Source organism: Antiquaquibacter oligotrophicus, assembly GCF_020535405.1.
Taxonomy (GTDB): domain Bacteria; phylum Actinomycetota; class Actinomycetes; order Actinomycetales; family Microbacteriaceae; genus Rhodoglobus; species Rhodoglobus oligotrophicus.
Genome location: NZ_CP085036.1, coordinates 277,274 through 299,631 on the forward strand (window position 1 = coordinate 277,274; position 22,358 = coordinate 299,631).

18 protein-coding genes and 3 rRNA genes are annotated in these 22,358 nt (G+C 62.9%); all 21 read right to left on the minus strand.

The annotated features are described in order from the left end of the window. A complete protein-coding gene (gene cmk / locus LH407_RS01370; RefSeq protein ID WP_322133081.1) occupies nt 1-681 on the minus strand; it encodes a (d)CMP kinase in 681 nt (226 codons plus the stop codon). Beyond that, nucleotides 678-1,769: a prephenate dehydrogenase gene (locus LH407_RS01375; protein ID WP_322133080.1), complete on the minus strand. Its 1,092-nt coding sequence runs from the start codon at nt 1,767-1,769 to the stop codon at nt 678-680. The genes cmk and LH407_RS01375 overlap by 4 nt, the downstream gene beginning before the upstream one ends. After that, the gene (locus LH407_RS01380) at nt 1,762-2,547 is read right to left on the minus strand and encodes a pseudouridine synthase (protein WP_322133079.1); all 786 of its coding nucleotides are present in this window, start codon (nt 2,545-2,547) and stop codon (nt 1,762-1,764) included. Before LH407_RS01380 ends, LH407_RS01375 begins: the two co-directional genes overlap by 8 nt. Then, nucleotides 2,534-3,118 (minus strand): SMC-Scp complex subunit ScpB, encoded by a 585-nt coding sequence (gene scpB / locus LH407_RS01385; RefSeq protein WP_322133078.1) that lies wholly within the window; start codon nt 3,116-3,118, stop codon nt 2,534-2,536. The genes LH407_RS01380 and scpB overlap by 14 nt, the downstream gene beginning before the upstream one ends. Further along, nucleotides 3,108-3,932, minus strand: coding sequence for a segregation and condensation protein A (locus LH407_RS01390; RefSeq protein WP_322133077.1), 825 nt, complete (start codon nt 3,930-3,932; stop codon nt 3,108-3,110). Before LH407_RS01390 ends, scpB begins: the two co-directional genes overlap by 11 nt. Continuing rightward, complete coding sequence (locus tag LH407_RS01395) at nt 3,916-4,803, minus strand: ParA family protein (protein WP_322133076.1); 888 nt, start codon at nt 4,801-4,803, stop codon at nt 3,916-3,918. Before LH407_RS01395 ends, LH407_RS01390 begins: the two co-directional genes overlap by 17 nt. Before the next feature lie 85 nt (nt 4,804-4,888). Then, nucleotides 4,889-5,809 (minus strand): site-specific tyrosine recombinase XerD, encoded by a 921-nt coding sequence (gene xerD / locus LH407_RS01400; protein WP_322133075.1) that lies wholly within the window; start codon nt 5,807-5,809, stop codon nt 4,889-4,891. Continuing rightward, nucleotides 5,806-6,456: an NUDIX domain-containing protein gene (locus LH407_RS01405; protein WP_407650604.1), complete on the minus strand. Its 651-nt coding sequence runs from the start codon at nt 6,454-6,456 to the stop codon at nt 5,806-5,808. The genes xerD and LH407_RS01405 overlap by 4 nt, the downstream gene beginning before the upstream one ends. Nucleotides 6,457-6,459: 3 nt before the next feature. After that, complete coding sequence (locus LH407_RS01410) at nt 6,460-8,157, minus strand: CTP synthase (protein ID WP_322133074.1); 1,698 nt, start codon at nt 8,155-8,157, stop codon at nt 6,460-6,462. Between the two features lie 58 nt (nt 8,158-8,215). After that, nucleotides 8,216-9,910 carry a DNA repair protein RecN gene (gene recN, locus LH407_RS01415; protein ID WP_322133073.1) on the minus strand — a complete coding sequence of 565 codons (1,695 nt, stop codon included), beginning with the start codon at nt 9,908-9,910 and terminating at the stop codon, nt 8,216-8,218. After that, complete coding sequence (locus LH407_RS01420; protein ID WP_322133072.1) at nt 9,907-10,833, minus strand: NAD kinase; 927 nt, start codon at nt 10,831-10,833, stop codon at nt 9,907-9,909. The genes recN and LH407_RS01420 overlap by 4 nt, the downstream gene beginning before the upstream one ends. Before the next feature lie 28 nt (nt 10,834-10,861). Next, nucleotides 10,862-11,656, minus strand: a complete 795-nt coding sequence (locus LH407_RS01425) for a TlyA family RNA methyltransferase (RefSeq protein WP_322133071.1) — start codon at nt 11,654-11,656, stop codon at nt 10,862-10,864. Then, nucleotides 11,649-11,822, minus strand: a complete 174-nt coding sequence (locus LH407_RS01430) for a hypothetical protein (protein WP_322133070.1) — start codon at nt 11,820-11,822, stop codon at nt 11,649-11,651. The genes LH407_RS01425 and LH407_RS01430 overlap by 8 nt, the downstream gene beginning before the upstream one ends. 1 nt (nt 11,823) lies before the next feature. Further along, on the minus strand, nt 11,824-12,819 hold the full coding sequence (locus LH407_RS01435; protein WP_322133069.1) for an HAD-IIA family hydrolase: 996 nt from the start codon (nt 12,817-12,819) through the stop codon (nt 11,824-11,826). After that, entirely contained in the window at nt 12,812-13,378 is a 567-nt protein-coding gene (locus LH407_RS01440) for a tetratricopeptide repeat protein (RefSeq protein WP_322135029.1), read from the minus strand. The genes LH407_RS01435 and LH407_RS01440 overlap by 8 nt, the downstream gene beginning before the upstream one ends. Before the next feature lie 437 nt (nt 13,379-13,815). Then, a 5S ribosomal RNA gene (rrf, locus tag LH407_RS01445) occupies nt 13,816-13,932 on the minus strand. A gap of 123 nt (nt 13,933-14,055) precedes the next feature. After that, nucleotides 14,056-17,172, minus strand: a 23S ribosomal RNA gene (locus tag LH407_RS01450). A 430-nt stretch (nt 17,173-17,602) separates the two neighbouring features. Next, nucleotides 17,603-19,125: ribosomal RNA gene (locus tag LH407_RS01455) — 16S ribosomal RNA — on the minus strand. The 16S, 23S and 5S rRNA genes sit together here, the layout of an rRNA operon. Nucleotides 19,126-19,601: 476 nt before the next feature. Next, nucleotides 19,602-20,423: a DUF4184 family protein gene (locus LH407_RS01460; protein WP_322133067.1), complete on the minus strand. Its 822-nt coding sequence runs from the start codon at nt 20,421-20,423 to the stop codon at nt 19,602-19,604. A gap of 2 nt (nt 20,424-20,425) precedes the next feature. Beyond that, complete coding sequence (gene tyrS / locus LH407_RS01465) at nt 20,426-21,718, minus strand: tyrosine--tRNA ligase (RefSeq protein ID WP_407650605.1); 1,293 nt, start codon at nt 21,716-21,718, stop codon at nt 20,426-20,428. 37 nt (nt 21,719-21,755) lie between these two features. Then, nucleotides 21,756-22,352: a DNA-3-methyladenine glycosylase gene (locus tag LH407_RS01470; RefSeq protein WP_322133065.1), complete on the minus strand. Its 597-nt coding sequence runs from the start codon at nt 22,350-22,352 to the stop codon at nt 21,756-21,758. Nucleotides 22,353-22,358 lie beyond the last annotated feature (6 nt).

Below are 22,358 nucleotides of genomic sequence, written 5' to 3' on the forward strand. Positions count from 1 at the left end.
TTAGGTGTGCTGGGCGCTCGTCGCCGTGGTTGAACGGACGAGGGCAACAACCGAGGCGACGGTCGCCTCGAAGTCGAGATCGGTGGAATCGATGGTCGTTACGCCATCGGCGGCATTCATGAAGTCGACGACCTGCGAGTCTTTCGCATCCCGCGAGCTGAGCTCCCGGGCTGTCGTCTCGGCCGAAACCCCGGAGAGTTCGGCAGAACGCCTGGCCATTCTAACTTCTTCCGCCGCAGTCAACAGAATTCGCACATCGGCATCGGGAGCGACCACCGTGGTGATGTCGCGCCCTTCCACGACGATCCCCGGCCGCTCGGTGCCCGAAATGATCGAGCGGAACAGGTCGACGAGATACTGCCGCACCTCCGGGATGCGCGCGATCGCGCTTACCGTTGCCGAGATTCGAGGCTCACGGATGTCCGCGGTCACGTCCTCCGACCCCACCCGAACGACGTACCCGTCCGGGTCCGTGCCGATCTCGAACTCGAACGACGGCAGCGACTCGATCACGTCGGCGGGACCGTGCGTGTCGATGCCTTCCTCGAGGCAGCGCCACGCAAGTGCGCGGTAGGCAGCTCCGGTGTCGAGGTAGGCGAAACCGAGTACACGCGCGGCGGCCTTGGACACACTCGACTTTCCGCTGCCCGCAGGACCATCCAGGGCGACGACAACGGTCATGCTGACAACTCCGAAATCCGCCAGCCGCGAGCGGTGAGCTCCGCGGCGAGCCTGTCCTCTGCCTCGGGCACAACGGAGATTTCCGCAAGCCCGATCTGCGCGCCGGGCGAATGCTCCAGTCGCAGATCCTCCATGTTGATACCCGCCTCGCCGATCTCGGTGAGAAGACGGGCGAGCTCTCCGGGCTTGTCGTCGACGATGACAACGAGCTGGCTGAAACGCGCTGACTGTCCATGTTTGCCCGGGATGCGGGCAACCCCCGTGTTGCCGGCAGCGAGAGCTTCGGCGATGGTACGACGGGAGCCGCGGGCATCCGGGGCTTCGAGCGCCGCGATCACCCCGTCCAGGTCGGCGCGGTAGCGGTGGAGCACTTCGACTACCGCGTCAGAGTTTGCGCTGAGAATCTGCACCCACAGTTCGGGGTCGCTCGACGCGATCCTGGTGGTGTCTCGCAGGCCCTGGCCGGCGAGCGATACGGCGCCGTCGGTGGCCGACCCCAGCCTCGTGGCCAGCAAACTGGCGACCACCTGGGGAACGTGGGAGACGAGGGCGACGTTGCGGTCGTGTTCCTCAACGGTCATCTCGATGGGGATCGCTCCGAGATCCAGCGCGAGCTGCTCGACAGCCGCCGCACGTCGGTAGCTGATCCCGTCGTGACCCGCGATAACCCACGGGCGACCGAGAAAAATGTCGGCACGTGCCGAAATGGCGCCGCTACGCTCGCGGCCCGCCATCGGATGCGAACCGATGTACCGACTGACGTCGGCACCCGCAGCGACAAGTTCCGCGAGCGGCCCCGCTTTGACGCTCGCAACGTCGGTCACGAGCGCCTCAGGGAACGCGGCGAGCTCTGACGCGACGACGGATGCCGTGACATCCGGTGGCACACACACGATGACGAGCTCGGGGTTGTCCCCCTCCGCAGCTCGCCGCCCGGCGCCGTAGTCCACCGCGAGTGCGACACTCGAGGGTGACGTGTCGGCGAGGGAGACGTCGACACCACGTTCGGTGAGCGCCAAGCCGATGCTCGTGCCGAGGAGCCCGGTGCCGACGATACGCACGGGCCCGGCAAGGCGGCGATCAGCCACGGTCGTCCTCCGGTGTCTCGGGCCCGCTCTCCCCCGTTCGCGAGAGGGTGAGCAGCTGGCCGAGTTCCACTTTAGTGAGGTCACGCGTCGCGCCGACGGCCAGGGTGCCGAGGTGCAGCGGGCCGAACTGTCGGCGAACGAGGTCGATGACGGGATGCCCGACGGCATCCATCATGCGACGCACGATGCGATTGCGCCCGGAGTGGAGCGTGATTTCGACGAGCGACTCACGACCGGACCCGCCGGGAAGCACCCGCGCCTTGTCGGCAGCGATGGGGCCGTCGTCGAGGTCGATGCCGGTCGTGAGCTTGGCGACCGTCTGGGCGCTCACCCCGCCCGCGACCTTCGCGATGTAGGTTTTCATCACTCCGAACGACGGGTGGGCGAGCACGTGGGCCAGCTCGCCGTCGTTGGTGAGGATGAGCAAGCCCGAGGTCGCCGCATCCAAGCGCCCGACATTGAAAAGTCGCTCGGGATACTCGCGCGTGAAACGCCGCAGGTCCGGTCGGCCCTGCTCATCGGCGAGAGAACTCACAACCCCGACGGGTTTGTTGAGCATGACGTAGCGTTTGCTCGTGTCGAGCTGGATCGCAACACCATCGACGGTCACCCGGTCGGTCGACAGCACTCGGCGACCAGGCTCGATGACGATCTCACCATTGACGGTCACCCGCCCCTGAGCGATGAGGTCTTCGGATGCCCGGCGCGAGGCGACCCCCGCTGCGGCCATCACTTTCTGCAGTCGTTCGCCCTCCGGCGTGGGCTCAGCGCTGCTCATCGAAGCCCGAAGTTCCGTCGTCGAGTAGCGGGGAAATGAGGGGAAGCTCGTCGATTGAGTTGATGCCGAGCTGGGTGAGCAGTAGAGGGGTCGTCTCGTAGTGGATGGCACCTGTCTCGCCGTCAGTGAAAGCCTCCGTGATGAGCCCACGGCTGAGGAGGGTGCGCACGACGGAATCGACGTTGACGGCGCGAATGGAGGCGATGGCGCCACGGCTGATCGGTTGTTTGTAGGCGATCACGGCGAGCGTCTCGAGTGCAGCCTGACTGAGCTTTGTGGGGTTCTGCGTGAGCACGAAGTCGCGAACGACGATGTCGTGCTCCGGCCGCACATAAACACGCCAGCCGCCACCGACCTCACGCAGCTCGAATCCGCGACGGACTCCCCCGTTCTCTCCGTTGTAGTCGGCGACGAGCCGCTCGATCGACTGACGCACGGCCGGGACCGGCTGTCCGACCGCTGTCGCGAGGTGCACGAGACTCTGCGGCTCGTCAGCCACCATGAGGATCGCTTCGATGGCACGCTCCACGTCGACGACGGAGGTCTGCTCCTCGGTTGTTTCAGTGTCCATAGTCGGCTCCCAGATTGGCGAGGCTGTCATCGGACCAGTGCTCAGAGGTCCATTGAATGGTGAGTTCGCCGAGCGGCTCGAGCTGCTCGAAAGCGATGAACGCACCACGATAGAGCTCGAGAACGGCCAGGAATCGGGCGATCACAACGCCCTTCTGCTCCGACCCGGCGATGAGTTGCCGGAAGCTCATGGGCTCACCGCGGCGGAGCATCGTGACCACATGCGCGGCCTGCTCCCGGATGCTCACAAGAGGGGCATGCAGATGGTCGAGGCCGACCGCGGGAATCTCACGAGGTGCGAAAGCGAGGGCGGCGAGCGCCGCGAAGTCGTCGGCCGAGAGTGTCCACACGAGCTCGGGCACCTGTCGGCGGTACTTCTCTTCGAGTCGCACCGAGCGGAAGTGCCGGGATGATTCGGTCTCGAGCCGGTCGGCAAACCATCGCGATACCTCCTTGAAGGCGCGATACTGCAACAGTCGGGCAAACAGGAGGTCACGCGCCTCGAGGAGCGCGACATCCTCCGCATCCACGAGCTCACCCTGCGGCAGGAGGCCGGCAACCTTGAGATCGAGGAGGGTCGCGGCGATCACGAGGAACTCACTCGCCTCGTCGAGCTCCTCCTCCGTGTCGAGACCCTTGAGGTAGGAGATGAACTCGTCGGTCACCGCCGAGAGCGAGACCTCCGTGATGTCCAGCTCGTGTTTGCTGATGAGCGAGAGCAGCAGATCGAAGGGGCCGCTGAAGTTGGCGAGGGAGACCCGAAACCCCGAGGTATCCGTCTCGAGCTCGCCGACAGCGTCAGGCGACCGCGCCACGCGAAATCAACTCTCGGGCCAGCTGCCGGTACGCCTCTGCTGCCGCATGCTCGGGAGCGAAACTCGTGATCGGGGTGCCGGCAACACTCGCATCCGGGAACTTCACGGTGCGCCCGATCACCGTCTCGAGCACCTGATCGCCGAACGTTTCCACCACACGCTCGAGCACCTCGCGAGAGTGCAGGGTGCGAGCGTCGTACATGGTGGCGAGGATGCCGTCGAGCTCGATCGCGGGGTTGAGGCGATCGCGCACCTTGTCTATCGTCTCCACGAGCAGGGCGACACCGCGGAGCGCGAAGAACTCGCACTCGAGCGGGATGAGAACGCCGTGTGCAGCGGTGAGGGCATTCACGGTGAGGAGCCCCAACGACGGCTGGCAGTCGATGAGGATGACGTCGTAGTCGTCGCTGACCTTGCGCAGCACACGCGCGAGGATCGTCTCACGCGCGACCTCGTTGACGAGGTGCACCTCGGCCGCGGAGAGGTCGATGTTGGCGGGAATGACGTCGAGCCCGGGGACGGTGCTCGGAACGATGGCTTCGGCGGGGTTCGCAATCGAGCCCAATAGCAGGTCGTAGATCGTGGGCACGTCGTGGGTCGCGACACCGAGTCCCGCGGACAGAGCGCCCTGCGGGTCGAAGTCGACCGCGAGCACTTTGCGCCCGTACTCGGCGAGCGCGGCGCCCAGATTGATCGTGGTCGTCGTTTTGCCGACGCCGCCCTTCTGATTGCAGAGCGTGATCACACGAGCGGGACCGTGTCCGCGCAAAGGAGCAGGCACCGGGAAGTGCGTGAGCGGCCGACCGGTCGGCCCGATCTCCGGTGCGTCGAAACCGGGCAGGAGTGCCGAGTCGTCGTGCTGCGCCGTCATCCTCACAGTGTACGGCGGGGCCCACTGGGCCCCCTGCGGGCACGCTCGCGCGCCGACAGGCTCGCCTCGACCAGTGGTTGAAGGTTCAGCGGGCCCGAGGGTGAGCCGTCGTGTACATATCGCGCAGGGTGTCTGCGGTCACGAGTGTGTAGATCTGGGTGGTCGCGACCGAGGAGTGCCCCAACAACTCCTGGACGACACGCACGTCAGCTCCGCCCGCGAGCAGATGAGTCGCGAAGGAATGCCGGAAGGTGTGCGGCGAAATCGTCACACCGAGGTCCGCGCGCTCTGCGGCACTGCGGATGATGAGCCACGCGTTCTGTCGGGACAGTCGATCTCCGCGCATCCCGAGGAACAGGGCTGGAGTCGATCGCCCGGTCGCCGACAAGGTGGGGCGCGCGCGAACCAGGTACGCCCCCAAGGCTTCCCTTGCGAAACTTCCTACGGGGACGATGCGCTGCTTGTTGCCCTTTCCCGTCAGACGCACGACGTCGTCGTCGACAAGGTCGTCGACGTTGAGCGACACGATCTCGGAGATGCGGGCGCCCGTGGCGTACAACAGCTCGAGAAGGGCGTGGTCGCGGAGCGAACGGATGTCGTCTCCCTCGGTGGCGCGAAGTACCGACTCCATCTGCTCGATCGAGATGGCCTTCGGCAGACGCATGCCGAGCTTCGGAGGGCGTGCGTCGGTCGCGGCATCCGTGGCGGTCATCCCCTCGTCAAGGAGGAACCGGTGGAGGTTGCGCACAGACGAGAGCATGCGCGCGGTGGATGAGGCGCTGAGCGGGCGCTCCGGCCGCGTGCGCAACCACGTCGCGAACTCCGCGACGTGCGCCGAGGTGACGTCGGTCGCGTCGGTCACGGTGCGCTCGGCAAGGAAGGTCGCATACACGTCGAGGTCGCGGCGATAGGCCTGCACCGTGTTGGCGGAGAGTCCGCGCTCGATCGTGACGTGCCGGAGGTACCGACCGATGCCGTCGGCTAGTGAGTGACGGGTGGTCGTCACGCCTTCACGACGTCGCGCTGAGACCACGGCGCATCCGGTTCGCCAAGCGAACGCCAGTCACGCGAACGCGCCGCATGTGCGGCGAGCACCGCGATGCAGAGGATCGAGTTCTGGACACGGCGCTCGAGCACGGCATCCACGGCGTCCTCGAGTGGAATCCACCGCGAGACGATCTCCGCCTCCTCCTCCGTGCGCTCGAAGGTCTCGTCGGCCGCTGACAGATCCCGCGCGAGGTAGACCCGGATCACCTCGTTGCTCCCACCGGGTGTCAGCATCAGGTCGGAGAGCACATTCCAGGTCCCGGCGACGAGATCGACTTCTTCCGCCAGCTCGCGTTGCGCGGCAAGAAGCGGATCCTCCCCCGGCAGGTCGAGCAGCCCGGCCGGCAACTCCCAATCGCGGGTGCGGATCGGATGCCGGTACTGCTGAATCACGAGAACCCGACCGTCGTCGTCCATCGCGAGCACGGCAACCGCTCCCGTGTGGTCGACGAAGTCGCGTGTCACCGAGGAGCCCGCGATATCGAATGTCTCACGGCGGATGTCCCATACCCGGCCCGCGAACTCCCGGGTGGACGAGGTGACCGTCAGCGCGACAGGCTCATCGGCGATCGGCTCGTCGGTGCCGGTGATCCCCTCAGCGCTCACCGATCAGGCCTCTTCTGGCTCAGGAACCTCGAACAAACGCGACGCCTGCTGACGTTCGAGCGCGGCCCCCACGAGTCCGCGGAACAGCGGGTGGGCGCGGTTGGGGCGCGAGCGCAGCTCCGGGTGGGCCTGCGTTCCGACGTAGAAAGGATGCACGTCCCGCGGTAGCTCGACGAACTCGACGAGGGTGCGGTCCGGGGAGATTCCGGAGAACTTTAGTCCGGCATCCGCGATCTGCTGACGGTAGGCGTTGTTGACCTCGTAGCGATGGCGGTGACGCTCGGCGATCGACGACGCTCCGTAGAGCTCCTCGACGATCGAACCGGGTTCGAGCGCCGCCTCGTAGAGGCCGAGACGCATCGTGCCGCCGAGATTTCCGTCGGCGATGATGTCGACCTGCTCTGCCATCGTCGCGATAACCGGGAATTCGGTCTCCGGATCGAACTCCGAAGAGGATGCTCCGCTGAGACCGGCGACGTCCCGCGCGTACTCGATCACCATGCACTGAAGTCCGAGGCACAGGCCGAGGGCGGGGATGCCGTTCTCGCGGGCGAACTTGAGAGCCCCGAGTTTGCCCTCGATGCCGCGCACCCCGAACCCACCGGGAACGAGGATGCCGTCCAGATCGCCGAGCATGCGTGCTGCACCCTCGGGTGTCTCGCACTCGTCCGAGGGCACCCACCGGATGGCGACCTTGGACTGGTGGGCGAAACCACCGGCCTTGAGCGCCTCCGTCACCGAAAGGTAGGCGTCCGGCAGGTCGATGTACTTGCCGACGAGACCAATCGTGACCTCGTGCTTCGGCTCGTGCACCGACTTCAGGAGCTCGCTCCAGCCGTCCCAGTTCACGTCGTTCGCCTCGAGACCGAGCTGGTCGATGATGTAGGCGTCGAGGCCCTGGTCGTGGAGCATCGTTGGGATGTCGTAGATGCTCGGCACGTCGACCGCGTTCACGACGGCACGCTCGTCCACATCGCACATGAGCGCGATCTTGCGCTTGTTGCTCTCCGAAACCGGCCTATCGCTGCGCAACACGAGCGCGTCGGGCTGGATACCGATCGAGCGCAACGCCGCGACGGAGTGTTGCGTCGGCTTCGTCTTCTGCTCGCCGGAGGCTCCCATAAAAGGCACGAGCGAGACGTGTACAAAAAACACGTTGCGGCGCGTCAGCTCGTGACGCACCTGGCGAGCCGCCTCGATGAAGGGCTGGCTCTCGATGTCACCCACCGTTCCACCGATCTCCGTGATGATCACGTCGGGAGCGGGCTCACCTGCCGGCCCCGGCTGCGCCTGGAGCCGCATCCGGCGCTTGATCTCGTCGGTGATGTGCGGGATGACCTGCACGGTGTCGCCCAGGTACTCGCCGCGGCGCTCCCTCGCGATGACCTGCGAGTAGATCTGACCCGTGGTGACATTGGCCGCCTGGTCGAGATTGATGTCGAGGAACCGCTCGTAGTGTCCGATGTCGAGGTCGGTCTCGGCGCCGTCATCCGTGACGAACACCTCACCGTGCTGGAACGGGTTCATCGTTCCCGGGTCGACGTTCAGGTAAGGGTCGAGCTTCTGCATGACCACACGAAGACCTCGTGCGGTGAGAAGGTTGCCCAGACTCGCGGCGGTGAGGCCCTTACCCAGAGAGGAGACAACTCCCCCGGTGACGAAAATGTGCTTAGTTACGGCCTCGTGCGATTTATCCACCACGGGGTTTCATCGTATCCCACGTTCGGCAAGCATTCGCTCGACGCGCGGCGTTGGACCCTCAGCTGGCTGAGGACGACAGCTCGAGGAGTTCCCGAGCGTGTGCGAGACCGCTCTCCGAATCCGGGAGACCCGAGAGCAGTCGGGCCATCTCCGAGAGACGTTCCTCGCCGCTGAGCTGTTCGACGCTCGACGCAGTTACCGCGCCGTCCCGATCCTTCGTCACTCGAAGATGGTTGGTGGCGAACGCCGCCACTTGCGCGAGATGAGTGACGACGATCACCTGTGACGAGGCACTGAGCCTCGCCAGGCGCCTACCCACCTCGATCGCGGAGGCACCACCCACGCCGGCATCGATTTCGTCGAAGACGAACGTCGGCACCGGGTCGACACCGGCGAGCACAACCTCGATGGCGAGCATCACTCTCGAGAGTTCACCACCGGATGCTCCGCGCCCGAGCGGGCGCGGCTCGGCGCCGGGATGCGGCGTGAGGAGGAACTCCACCTGGTCTTTGCCCGTGAGCGCGTAGTCAGGGCGATCCTCCACCCTGATCGTGAGAGTGGAATCCGGCATCGCGAGTGCCGCGAGCTCGTCCGTTACCTGCGTTGACAGGCTCGCCGCTGCGGCGGTACGTCGTTGTGTGAGATCGTCCGCGAGCGCAATGACCCGCTCACGGTCCCGGTCGACACTCGCACGCAACTGATCAATGCGACTGGAATCGTTGTCGAGTTCGAGGAGCCGTGCGCTGCCCGTGTCGAGAAAATCGATAGCGTCGTCGAGCGTCGGCCCGTACTGTCGCACGATCGACGCGATGAGCGCTCGGCGCTCGTTCACGGCTTCCAGCTCCCGAGCCCCGTCGGCGTCGAGGGACGCGAGATAACTCGCAAGGCTCGTCGAGGCGTCAGAGACGGCCGCGGATGCAGCGGTCAGCGCCTCGATGACCGGTGCGAGACTCGCGTCGTGGTGCGCAACGCGCTCAAGCTCGCGCCGGGCGGCACCGAGCAGTCCGATGGCGTCGGTCGTGTCATCCGCCGCGTCCGATGACAGGAGACCGTGGGCCTGGGCCGCCGCGAAGCGCAGCCCCTCGAGGTTGCTGAGAACATCCGCACGCTCGGCCAGTGCGAGGTCCTCACCACGCTCGGGCGCGACCTCTTCGATCTCCACGAGAGCAGCGCGAACCTCCATCGCTTCGCGCTCTCGAGAATCGCCTTCGGCGATGAGAACGTCGAGTTCTCCCTGAGAGACCTGCCACTGACGGAAATGAGTCGAGTACTCGTCGATGAGGCGCGCGAGGTCGGGCCCGCCGAATCGGTCGAGAGCCTCGCGCTGTGCTGTTGCCGACCGCAACCGCACCTGGTCAGACTGACCGTGCACAACAACGAGCTGCTCTCCGATCTCCGACAGCACCCCGACGGGTGCGCTACGACCGCCGACGGTGGCGCGGCTGCGACCCTCCGCCGAGACGGACCGGCTGAGGATGAGTTCGCCGTCGTCGACCTCACCGCCAGCGTCGCGTACCCGATCGGCAACGGGCCCGTCGGCATCCACGAGCCAACGACCTTCCACGGCGGCACCGTCCGCTCCCGAGCGGATCGCCCCCGTGTCGGCACGCGAGCCGAGGAGCAGTCCGAGCGCGGAGACAACCATCGTCTTACCGGCCCCCGTTTCACCGGTCACGGCAGTGAATCCGGCACCGAGCGGCAGATGTGCCTGGGCGATGACCCCGAGATCGCGAATGGAGATCTCCTCGATCACGGCTTCGCGCCCTCCTCGCTTCCCGGTCCCCGCCACCCCGTCACCGGGAGGGCGAATTTGCGCACGAGCCGGTCGGTGAACGGAGCCTGCGCCAACCGGGCGAGCCGAACAGGGATCGGGGAACGTCGCACAACAACCCTGGCGCGCGGAGGCAGATCGAAGGTGCGACGTCCATCGCACCACAGCACAGCGCCACCGGGCGTGCGCTCGAGGATTTCCACGGCGAGGGCCGATTCGGGGCTCACGACCAGCGGTCGCGCGAACAGGGCGTGCGCACTGATCGGCACGAGCAGCATCGCGTCGAGGGCCGGCCACACCACGGGGCCCCCAGCAGAGAACGAGTAGGCAGTCGAGCCGGTGGGGGTGGACATCACCACGCCGTCGCATCCGAAGGATGACAGGGGCCGACCGTCTACCTCGATGACCACCTCGAGCATGCGCTCCCGATTGGCCTTCTCCACCGACGCCTCATTGAGCGCCCACGTCTCGTAGATGACCTCTCCGTCGAGCTTGACCCGCACCGAGAGGGTCATGCGCTCTTCGACCTGGTAGTCCCTCGCGAGGGCACGGGCAATGGTCTCTCCGAGTTCCTCGCGCTCACTCTCGGCAAGGAATCCGACGTGCCCGAGATTGACCCCCAGCAGCGGCGCGGAACAGCCGCGAGCTAACTCGGATGCCCGAAGAATGGTGCCGTCGCCACCGAGCACGATGACCAGCTCGAGGTCGCGGCGGTCGACATCGACGTCGAGTAACGCGGCTCCGCTGAGGTCAGGCGCCGCCTGGACGATCTCGAGATGGCCGTCCTCGGGCAGGACGGGCACGATGCCGCCACCGACGAGCTGTCGGCACACCTCGATGGCCGCATCGAGGGAATCGGCTCGTCCGGTGTGCGCGACAACGAGGATGTGCCGATCGGATGTCACGAGCCCTCCACGTCCTGATGCGAGCGCGTCACGCGATCGCGGAAACGGCTGCACTCCATTCTGCCGGATTGCTGCCGCCTTGCGCGGTTAACCAGGCCAGATACTCGCGGTTGCCTGCCGACCCGGCGATTGGGGAGGGAAGGATGCCGGCGGTGCCGAGTCCCAGATCCCACGCAGCCCAGAGCACCCCCATCACGGCCTCGTCCCGCAGCGCCGCACTGCGCACGATTCCCTCGCGGATTCCGCCCCGCCCCACCTCGAACTGTGGCTTGATGAGCAACACGAAGTCGGCGCCGAGTTCCGCAACCTCGAGGAGGGCGGGAAGCACGAGGGCCAGCGAGATGAACGACAGATCACCGACGACGAGGCTCGGGCGCGCGTCGGATCCCACGAGCTCTGCGTAGCCCGCGGAGTCGAGGTACCGCGCGTTGACGCCTTCGAGAACCGTCACGCGGGCATCCGTTCTCACCGGTTCCGCTAGTTGCCCGTGGCCGACGTCGAGTGCGACGACGCTGGAGGCGCCACGCTCGAGCAGAACCTGGGTGAATCCCCCCGTGGAGGCCCCTACGTCGAGTGCGCTCCGGCCCGCTGGGTCGATGGAGAAGCCATCGAGCGCGGCGAGCAGCTTGTGCGCGGCCCGGCTCACGTAGTGGTCGGGCGCCGCGACCTCGAGCCGCTGAGTCTGGCGCACGCGCGCGGAAGCTTTGACGGAAGGAGCACCATCAACGGTGACGAGGCCCTCGGCGATGAGCGCCGCGGCGTGGGTGCGGGATCGCGCCAGCCCGCGCGCCGCAAGAGCCGCGTCGAGACGTTGGTCAGTCATGCGCTCCGAGTCGAGACGCGCTCTCCAATCGCGCAGCGAGTTCGTCATAGACCTGACCGAGCGCGGCCGCGCGTGTTTCGAGCGGCTGATCTTCGATCACACGAAGTCGCGAAACGAGAGAATCATCGGTCGACGACTCGGAGGCGGGGTGAGGCTCGCTGCTCATGTCACGAATATAGTTCCGCCGGCACGTCGAGCCCGTAGATTGCCGCGCCCGAGTTCCAGATCGCGGCCGCTCCGGCACGCAACAGGTCGATTCCGCTGCCCGATTCGACGGTGATCACGTGAGCGCGTCGGCGCACCCGCGCATCCCGCACGATCGTGAGCACCGAATCGCCCTCGTCGACAGTCATCGTCTCCGGGTAGTCCTCGTGAAGCGATCGCAGGTCGTCGACGATGTAGGTCGGTCGTTGGTCGGGCACGGCTGCCAAGACCTGCTTCGCCTGGTCAATGCCCGTAAGAACGAGCACCGAAGGAATCCCGGCACGATTAGCGCCCAGGATGTCTGTGTCGAGCCGATCTCCGAGCATGAGCGCCCGGCGCGAACCGAATCGCCGAAATGCCTCATCAAAGATCGCGACCTCCGGCTTTCCGGCGACCACCGGCAATCTGCCGACCGCCGTGTGAACGGCGGAGACAAGAGTTCCGTTTCCGGGCGCGGTGCCGCGCGCCTGCGGGATCGTCCAGTCGGTGTTGGTGGCGACCCAAGGAATGGATGCGCCGGCCTCACCCCCGAGCACAAACGCCGCCTCGGCGAGCTGAAGCCAGCCCACGGACGGGTCGAAGCCCTGGACCACCGCGGCCGGATTGTCATCACCGGTTCGCGTCACGATAAAACCACGGCGTTCGAGTTCAACGGTGAGACCTTCGCCGCCCACAACGAGAATCGTGGAGCCCGCCGGCACCAACTCGGCCAGCAGTGTCATCGCGGCCTGGGGCGAGGTGACAACATCCTCCGGCGCAACACGCAGCCCCAGGTCGGACAGGTGAGCGGCAACCGTCGCGTCTGAGCGAGACGCATTGTTGGTGAGGTAACCCACCCGGATCGCGGAATCAAGAGCGTTTATGCTTTCGACGGCATATTCGATAGCGTTTGGTCCGCGATAGATCACACCATCGAGATCCGCGAGAACAACATCGATCTCGCGCAAGACGCTACTCACTCGACTCGACCTCTTCTTCTTCGACGATCTCGATTGTGTCAGGCGCGGGGTCTAGTGCCTCGGCGGCGACATCCGCCCGCCTCCACCACGTCGCGGCTTCCTCCTCGCGGCCGAGGTCCTCGAGGACGGTCGCGTAGGCGGCAAAGAGCGCTGGGCTGTAGGAGTACGCGGTAGTGGGGTCGAGCTGAGGAATCTCGAGCTCGAGGAGCGCGGCCTCCGCGTCGCCCTGATCCAGGCGCGCGCCGGACATGGCGATGGCAAGCTCCACCTGCACGGGCACCGGCAGAGAGGAACGAGTGACCGACCTGCCCAACTCGAGAGCCCGGTCTGGGCGACCCAAACCTCGTTCGCTGTCCACCATGAGAGGCAACTGATCGTCGCGACCGGTGATGCGCCGATAGGTCCGCAATTCACGAAGCGCGAGACCGAAGTCCCCCGTCGCGTAGGCGGTGATCGCCAGTGACTCGCGCACGATACCGATTCGGCCACCTCGACGAGCCGCGGATGTCGCGTGCCGGTGGGCAAGCTCGGGATCCTCCTCGATCAGCTGAGCAGCCATGGCGAGGTGGCGAGCTACGAACTCCTGGTTCTCCTTGGTCAGAGTCTTGAGCTCATTGCGCGCCCCACGCTCGAGATGCTCAGGAGTGACGCTGTCCGGTAGATCGGGATCATCGTGCCGGGGTCGAACCGACCGCGTGCCGAACGGGTCGCGGTTGACCTCTGGCTCGCGGGCATCTCTGTCGCCGCGAGCCGGCTTACCATCGCGAGTCCAGAGTCGTTTCTCGCCATCCCGGTCGGATGAACGCCGCGGCTGCGAACCACGGTCGTTACCGCCGCGACGCGGACGGTCGGAGGAACCCGAAGGGCCCGATCGGCGTGGGCGCGATGACCTATCGTCCCGCGAATCCGTCATTCTGAGCCTCCTGCTCGTCGCTCATCGAGCGCGTTAACGCAAAATGGCCACCATTCAAAGAATGGTGGCCATTTCACAAAGAAGTCCGGCGGTGTCCTACTCTCCCACAAGGTCCCCCTTGCAGTACCATCGGCGCAGAGAGTCTTAGCTTCCGGGTTCGGAATGTGACCGGGCGTTTCCCTCTCGCTATGGCCGCCGAAACACTATTGATTTATGTATCAGTACGTGGCCAGAACGTGTGTTCTGGGCGCGATTCCCGACCGTAAATCGGGAACCACAAAGTGGACGCGAATATCTTCTCATTCACCCTCGAAGGGTGGAGTGTTATCAATTTGTCGGCTTATTAGTACGGGTCAGCTCCACGAGTCTTTAGTCCTCGCTTCCACATCCCGCCTATCAACCCAGTAGTCTAGCTGGGAGCCTCTCGACCGAAGTCATGGAAATCTCATCTTGAAGCCGGCTTCCCGCTTAGATGCTTTCAGCGGTTATCCGTTCCGAACGTAGCTAATCAGCGGTGCTCCTGGCGGAACAACTGACACACCAGAGGTTCGTCCATCCCGGTCCTCTCGTACTAGGGATAGATCTTCTCAAATTTCCTGCGCGCGCAGAGGATAGGGACCGAACTGTCTCACGACGTTCTAAACCCAGCTCGCGTACCGCTTTAATGGGCGAACAGCCCAACCCTTGGGACCTACTCCAGCCCCAGGATGCGACGAGCCGACATCGAGGTGCCAAACCATGCCGTCGATATGGACTCTTGGGCAAGATCAGCCTGTTATCCCCGAGGTACCTTTTATCCGTTGAGCGACAGCGCTTCCACAAGCCACTGCCGGATCACTAGTCCCGACTTTCGTCCCTGCTCGACTTGTCAGTCTCACAGTCAAGCTCCCTTGTGCACTTACACTCGACACCTGATTGCCAACCAGGTTGAGGGAACCTTTGGGCGCCTCCGTTACTTTTTGGGAGGCAACCGCCCCAGTTAAACTACCCACCATGCACTGTCCCTGAACCGGATCACGGTTCGAAGTTAGATATCCAGAGTGACCAGAGTGGTATTTCAACAATGACTCCACCTGAACTGGCGTCCAAGCTTCACAGTCTCCCACCTATCCTACACAAGCCACACCGAACACCAATACAAAGCTATAGTAAAGGTCACGGGGTCTTTCCGTCCTTCTGCGCGTAACGAGCATCTTTACTCGTAGTGCAATTTCGCCGAGTTCGCGGTTGAGACAGCTGGGAAGTCGTTACGCCATTCGTGCAGGTCGGAACTTACCCGACAAGGAATTTCGCTACCTTAGGATGGTTATAGTTACCACCGCCGTTTACTGGGGCTTAAATTCGCAGCTTCGCCTTACGACTAACCGCTCCTCTTAACCTTCCAGCACCGGGCAGGCGTCAGTCCGTATACATCGTCTTGCGACTTAGCACGGACCTGTGTTTTTAGTAAACAGTCGCTTCCCACTGGTCTCTGCGGCCTTCAAACGCTCCAGGAGTAAATCCCTTCACGCCTCAGGCCCCCCTTCTCCCGAAGTTACGGGGGCATTTTGCCGAGTTCCTTAACCACGATTCTCTCGATCTCCTTGGTATTCTCTACCTGACCACCTGAGTCGGTTTGGGGTACGGGCAGCTAGAACCTCGCGTCGATGCTTTTCTTGGCAGCATAGGATCACCGAATTCCCCCGTGAGGGGTATGCATCAGATCTCAGGCTATGTGAGAGACGGATTTGCCTATCTCTCGCCCTACGTCCTTACACCGGGACAACCATCGCCCGGTACGGCTACCTTCCTGCGTCACACCTGTTAATACGCTAACCGCACCAGCATGGGGTCGAGCGTTAGGCCGGAAGCGTCACCCCGAAGGGATCTGTCATCCGGATTAGGACTCTTAGCACTACTGGATTAGTTTGGGCGGTTCTTCGCCGGTACGGGAATATCAACCCGTTGTCCATCGACTACGCCTGTCGGCCTCGCCTTAGGTCCCGACTTACCCAGGGCGGATTAGCCTGGCCCTGGAACCCTTGGTCTTTCGGAGGACGGGTTTCTCACCCGTCTTTCGCTACTCATGCCTGCATTCTCACTCGTGTGGCGTCCACGGCTGGATTACTCCGCCGCTTCACTCGCCACACGACGCTCTCCTACCACTCCGTGCGCCTGGACACTAGGTGCCGGGCAAATGCACGAAATCTACAACTTCGGTGGTGTGCTTGAGCCCCGTTACATTGTCGGCGCGGAATCACTTGACCAGTGAGCTATTACGCACTCTTTCAAGGGTGGCTGCTTCTAAGCCAACCTCCTGGTTGTCTGTGCAACTCCACATCCTTTCCCACTTAGCACACGCTTGGGGACCTTAGTTGGTAGTCTGGGTTGTTTCCCTCTCGACGATGAAGCTTATCCCCCACCGTCTCACTGCTGCGCTCTCACTTACCGGCATTCGGAGTTTGGCTAACGTCAGTAACCTTTTGGGGCCCATCAGCTATCCAGTAGCTCTACCTCCGGCAAGAAACACGCAACGCTGCACCTAAATGCATTTCGGAGAGAACCAGCTATCACGAAGTTTGATTGGCCTTTCACCCCTATCCACAGCTCATCCCCTCAGTTTTCAACCTAAGTGGGTTCGGTCCTCCACGACGTCTTACCGTCGCTTCAACCTGGCCATGGATAGATCACTTCGCTTCGGGTCTAGGACCAGCGACTGAATCGCCCTATTCAGACTCGCTTTCGCTACGGCTACCCCTCTCGGGTTAACCTCGCCACTGATCGCTAACTCGCAGGCTCATTCTTCAAAAGGCACGCTGTCACCCCTGCTAGGGAGGCTCCAACGGTTTGTAAGCAGACGGTTTCAGGTACTATTTCACTCCCCTCCCGGGGTACTTTTCACCTTTCCCTCACGGTACTTGTCCGCTATCGGTCATCTGGGAGTATTTAGGCTTACCAGGTGGTCCTGGCAGATTCACACGGGATTTCTCGGGCCCCGTGCTACTTGGGATACTTCTCGGGCCATTACGACATTTCGACTACGGGGCTGGCACCCTCTGTGGCTGGCCTTTCAAGACCATTCGTCTATATCGCGCTGTAACCCTTGCGGTACGGCAGTTCCGCTGAAAAGTCCCGCTACCCCGACCATGCAACGCCTGCCGGCTATCACACATGATCGGTTTGGCCTGTTCCGATTTCGCTCGCCACTACTAACGGAATCACGGTTGTTTTCTCTTCCTGTGGGTACTGAGATGTTTCACTTCCCCACGTTCCCTCTACCCGCCCTATATATTCAGGCGGGAGTCACTAGGTCGGATTGCTCCGCCTAGCGGGGTTTCCCCATTCGGAAATCCTCGGATCAAAGCTCTATTATCAGCTCCCCGAGGCTTATCGCAGATTTATACGTCCTTCTTCGGCTCCAGATGCCAAGGCATCCACCGTCTGCCCTTAGAAAATTGATATCACATGAGTTTGAATCGATCGCCGAGGCCGAAGCCCCGGAGATTGACCAATGAATTATGACTCTGTCCAAAAGAACAGAATCAGAAGTCATCATTTGTGATACAGATCTTTCGATCTATATCTAAGATGCTCGCGTCCACTGTGTAGTTCTCAAATTACGGGCGGTACCCCGTGTGCCGATCAGCTGATCAGTCACAACAAGGTCCAGAGGTCCGTTCCCGCCAGAGGCGGTGCCCGGTCCCTCAGGACCCAACAGCGTGCAGAAGATCAGACTCGAGCAGGGCATCCGTTCCAGCTTCGCCGAAGCGAAACGTACTGAGAGGCACAGCCTCATCTGATCACAATGTCAATGTTCCACCCATGAGCTCCGGCCGAGAACATTCGTCTCGGTTCCGGCTCTGTCACTCCGAAGAGTGCAGTGCTCCTTAGAAAGGAGGTGATCCAGCCGCACCTTCCGGTACGGCTACCTTGTTACGACTTAGTCCTAATCACCGATCCCACCTTCGACAGCTCCCTCCTTGCGGTTAGGCCACTGGCTTCGGGTGTTACCGACTTTCATGACTTGACGGGCGGTGTGTACAAGGCCCGGGAACGTATTCACCGCAGCGTTGCTGATCTGCGATTACTAGCGACTCCGACTTCATGAGGTCGAGTTGCAGACCTCAATCCGAACTGAGACCGACTTTTTGGGATTCGCTCCACCTTACGGTATTGCAGCCCTTTGTATCGGCCATTGTAGCATGCGTGAAGCCCAAGACATAAGGGGCATGATGATTTGACGTCATCCCCACCTTCCTCCGAGTTGACCCCGGCAGTCTCCTATGAGTTCCCACCATTACGTGCTGGCAACATAGAACGAGGGTTGCGCTCGTTGCGGGACTTAACCCAACATCTCACGACACGAGCTGACGACAACCATGCACCACCTGTTTACGAGTGTCCAAAGAGTTGACCATTTCTGGCCCGTTCTCGTATATGTCAAGCCTTGGTAAGGTTCTTCGCGTTGCATCGAATTAATCCGCATGCTCCGCCGCTTGTGCGGGCCCCCGTCAATTCCTTTGAGTTTTAGCCTTGCGGCCGTACTCCCCAGGCGGGGAACTTAATGCGTTAGCTGCGACACAGAAACCGTGGAATGGTCCCTACATCTAGTTCCCAACGTTTACGGCATGGACTACCAGGGTATCTAATCCTGTTCGCTCCCCATGCTTTCGCTCCTCAGCGTCAGTTACGGCCCAGAGATCTGCCTTCGCCATCGGTGTTCCTCCTGATATCTGCGCATTCCACCGCTACACCAGGAATTCCAATCTCCCCTACCGCACTCTAGTCTGCCCGTACCCACTGCAGGCTGGAGGTTGAGCCTCCAGTTTTCACAGCAGACGTGACAAACCGCCTACGAGCTCTTTACGCCCAATAATTCCGGATAACGCTTGCACCCTACGTATTACCGCGGCTGCTGGCACGTAGTTAGCCGGTGCTTTTTCTGCAGGTACCGTCACTTTCGCTTCTTCCCTACTAAAAGAGGTTTACAACCCGAAGGCCGTCGTCCCTCACGCGGCGTTGCTGCATCAGGCTTGCGCCCATTGTGCAATATTCCCCACTGCTGCCTCCCGTAGGAGTCTGGGCCGTGTCTCAGTCCCAGTGTGGCCGGTCACCCTCTCAGGCCGGCTACCCGTCGTCGCCTTGGTGGGCCGTTACCTCACCAACTAGCTGATAGGCCGCGAGTCCATCCTTGACCGAAATTCTTTCCACGCGCAGAAGATGCCTTCGCGCGTCGTATCCGGTATTAGACGTCGTTTCCAACGCTTATCCCAGAGTCAAGGGCAGGTTACTCACGTGTTACTCACCCGTTCGCCACTAATCCGCCGGAGCAAGCTCCGGGTTCATCGTTCGACTTGCATGTGTTAAGCACGCCGCCAGCGTTCATCCTGAGCCAGGATCAAACTCTCCATAAATGTTTATGCGTCATCATCGCCTCCGGAATGGGAGGACAGACAATGACAAGTTTGAAACTGACAAGAACAAATCATTACTGACTTGCTTGTTTTGTTTATATCTATTCCAAAGGAATCCGTAGCTAACCGAAGTTAGCCAACGGGTTTTTGGCATTTGACATTGTGCACGCTGTTGAGTTCTCAAGGATCGGGCGCTCCTGCTACTCCACCTCGCGGTTTCGTTTCAGGGCAACTGCTCTAACCTACCACCAAGAGTGTAGTCGTCAATTCGACTCGCCGGAGAAGAAATTCTTCGGCTTCACTGCTTGAGTGGATTTTCACCCTAGTCCTGGAAGAACGAACTTATCCAGTTCGCCTTGCTTGGGGGTGTTTGTCCCGCTTGAGGCCGGGAAGTTGAGGGCTTCAGCCGCTCCGAACTTTCCGCACCTTTGGGGTGACGAGTGATTACATTACGTGGATGTTGGGGGGCCTGCAAGTTACCGTGCATCCCGGGCGTGTCGCGCGATAACTACGCAGATCCCGAGGCTCAGGATGCCGAGGAACACCAGGTACGCGCTCGCGCCGGCGAGAGCGGAGCGCTCCACAAAAACCACGGCACCGACGTCACTCGGCCACCCGCGCGCCAGCCCGACGACGGGCGCCGCAATCGCCACGAAGATCGGCAGTGCGAGCCAGGCAGTCCAGCGGACGGCGGGTCGCACTCTCCACCCCAGTGGCGATGGCGTCGCGTGCCGCACGCTCGCGATCGCCCACCATCCGATGACGAGCAGTCCGAAACACGAGCTGCCGATTTGCAGCCAGTCCGTAGCGGCAAGCGCCCCCCACGATTGCGAGAGACCAGGTACGAGCGCACTCCCCCACCGCCCCTCGTGCGTGAAAGCATCCCAGACGAGGTGCGTTGCGATACCGATCATCAACGACGCGACGAGCGTCACTGTGGCAATCAGACGAGGTCGCAGCCGCGCACGACGTCCACCCCAGGTATCCCACCACCCGGACAACGGCCATGGCCAGGTCGCGGCCGACCACGACACCGGCAGCCGCTCGGCGACCCATCGCGGTGAAAGCTGGGGAAGAGCGGGCCTCAGGACGACGCGCCACACCAGCAGGAAGCCGAGCGCCAACGGCAGGTCGACCAATACGAGCCCCAGCGGGCTATGGGTGAACCAGTAGTCGATACCGACGCGGAAGAAGAGCGGGGCATCCGGAGTCATCGCCCCCACGGCGATCGCCGCGGGAACGAGCGGCGTTCGCGCGAACGGGATCGCGACCACCGCGTGTGCCGGCGTGAACGGCATGGCTACTCGACGAAAACGCCAGCGAGAGTCTTTTTGCCGCGACGAAGGACTGCCATGCCAGCAAGCAGGTCGATCGACTCGAAGGTTGCCTGATCGTCCGCGACCTTGAGGTTGTTCACGTACACGCCGCCCTGGGCGACGGCGCGGCGTGCCTCACTCACGCTCGCCGTGAGGCCGGTATCGGCGAGGGCCTGCACGATGAGCGTCGATGGAGCGGTGGTCGTATTCGGTAACTCTCGAAGGGCGGACTCGAGGGTTGCGCTGTCGAGAGCCGTGAGGTCCCCCTGACCGAACAGCGCCTCGGATGCCGCGATCGCAGACAGCGTGGCATCCTCCCCGTGAACGAGCGAGGTGACCTCCCAGGCGAGAACCTTCTGCGACTCCCGCCGAAACGGCTCAGACTCGACAAGGCCCGCCAACCGCTCGATCTCGGTTCGAGGCAGGAACGTGAAAACCTTGAGGCGGTCGATGACATCGGCGTCGTCGGTGTTCAACCAGAACTGGTAGAACGCGTACGGGCTCGTCATGGTGGGATCGAGCCACACCGCGTTGCCCTCGCTCTTACCGAACTTGGTGCCATCCGAGTTCGTGATCAGCGGTGTGCCGATCGCGTGGGCGGAGACCCCCTCGGATTTGTGGATGAGATCCGTGCCGCTCGTCAGGTTGCCCCACTGGTCGCTACCGCCCGTCTGGAGGACGCAACCGTACTGGCGGTAGAGCTCGCGGAAGTCCATGCCCTGGAGTATCTGGTAGCTGAACTCGGTGTACGAGATGCCTGCATCGCTGTTGAGACGGGCGCTCACGGCATCCTTCTTCAGCATCGTGCCCACACGGAAGTGCTTGCCGATGTCTCGCAGGAACTCGATCGCCGACAGTGGCGCAGTCCAGTCCAAGTTGTTCACGAGTCGAGCCGCATTATCGCCGTCGAAGCTCAGGAACCTCGCGACCTGGGCTTGCAAGTAACCCACCCATTCCGCGACGACACTTTCGTCGTTGAGAGTGCGTTCGGCGGTCGGACGGGGGTCGCCGATCAACCCCGTGGATCCACCAACCAGCCCGAGCGGTCGGTGCCCGGCGAGTTGCAGTCTTCGCATGAGGAGGAGTTGCACAAGATTGCCGAGATGCAAGCTCGGTGCTGTCGGGTCGAACCCGCAGTAAAAGGTGATGGGTTCACCCGCGAGGAGTTGCTTGAGCTCATCGGGGTTCGTCGACACGTGCACGAGACCGCGCCACGTGATCTCCTCCCACACGTCGTCGAAGGTGGAGTCGTTCGCAGGAGTTGTCACGTCTGGCACGGCATCCACCGTAACGGAGGAACGGGCGGGCGTAGGTTCATGGGCGACGCCGGGCGGTTGCACGCCGATACGGGGACACGGTGGGGTCGCCGTCGATCCAGAATCGCCAGGAATAATCTTCAGACCCGCCGGGACCAGCCACACCCGTACGCGGCCCCGAACGGATCTCGTCGGCGCGCAGCGGGCTGTCGCGCGGAGTGAGGGCGAACCGGCCGGCACCGAGCTTCGCCCCGTCGTCCGCGAGAGTGATGCCGAGAGCGACACACAAGCGCGCCGGTCCTCGAGCGAGGTCCGCGTCTTCACGGCTCGTGGTTCTCCGAGAGCGGGCGAGTTCGCGTCCGGAGATCACCTCTCCGGCGCGGAGTAGCACCGCGGTCGCCTCACCCGGTGGTGAACAGACGATGTTTGCGCACACGTGCATGCCGTACGTGAAGTAGGCGTAGATGTGCCCGGGCGGTCCGAACATCACGGCGTTCCGTCGAGTCTCTCCCCGGAAGGCATGTGACCCGGGGTCGCGCTCGCCCAGGTATGCCTCGACCTCTGTGATTCGCAGCGTCACATCACCCACCTCGAGGGTGGAGCCAAGCAGAAGCGGCGCAACCACGGTGGACGGTGCGGTCAGGTCGAGAATCACTGTGGG

Excerpts from the sequence above, each read along its gene's own strand:
- cmk (WP_322133081.1), bottom strand. The coding sequence starts at position 681 with ATGACCGTTGTCGTCGCCCTGGATGGTCCTGCGGGCAGCGGAAAGTCG.
- LH407_RS01380 (WP_322133079.1), bottom strand. The coding sequence starts at position 2,547 with ATGAGCAGCGCTGAGCCCACGCCGGAGGGCGAACGACTGCAGAAAGTG.
- scpB (WP_322133078.1), bottom strand. The coding sequence starts at position 3,118 with ATGGACACTGAAACAACCGAGGAGCAGACCTCCGTCGTCGACGTGGAG.
- LH407_RS01395 (WP_322133076.1), bottom strand. The coding sequence starts at position 4,803 with ATGACGGCGCAGCACGACGACTCGGCACTCCTGCCCGGTTTCGACGCA.
- LH407_RS01425 (WP_322133071.1), bottom strand. The coding sequence starts at position 11,656 with ATGACTGACCAACGTCTCGACGCGGCTCTTGCGGCGCGCGGGCTGGCG.
- LH407_RS01430 (WP_322133070.1), bottom strand. The coding sequence starts at position 11,822 with ATGAGCAGCGAGCCTCACCCCGCCTCCGAGTCGTCGACCGATGATTCT.
- LH407_RS01440 (WP_322135029.1), bottom strand. The coding sequence starts at position 13,378 with ATGGCTGCTCAGCTGATCGAGGAGGATCCCGAGCTTGCCCACCGGCAC.
- LH407_RS01460 (WP_322133067.1), bottom strand. The coding sequence starts at position 20,423 with ATGCCGTTCACGCCGGCACACGCGGTGGTCGCGATCCCGTTCGCGCGA.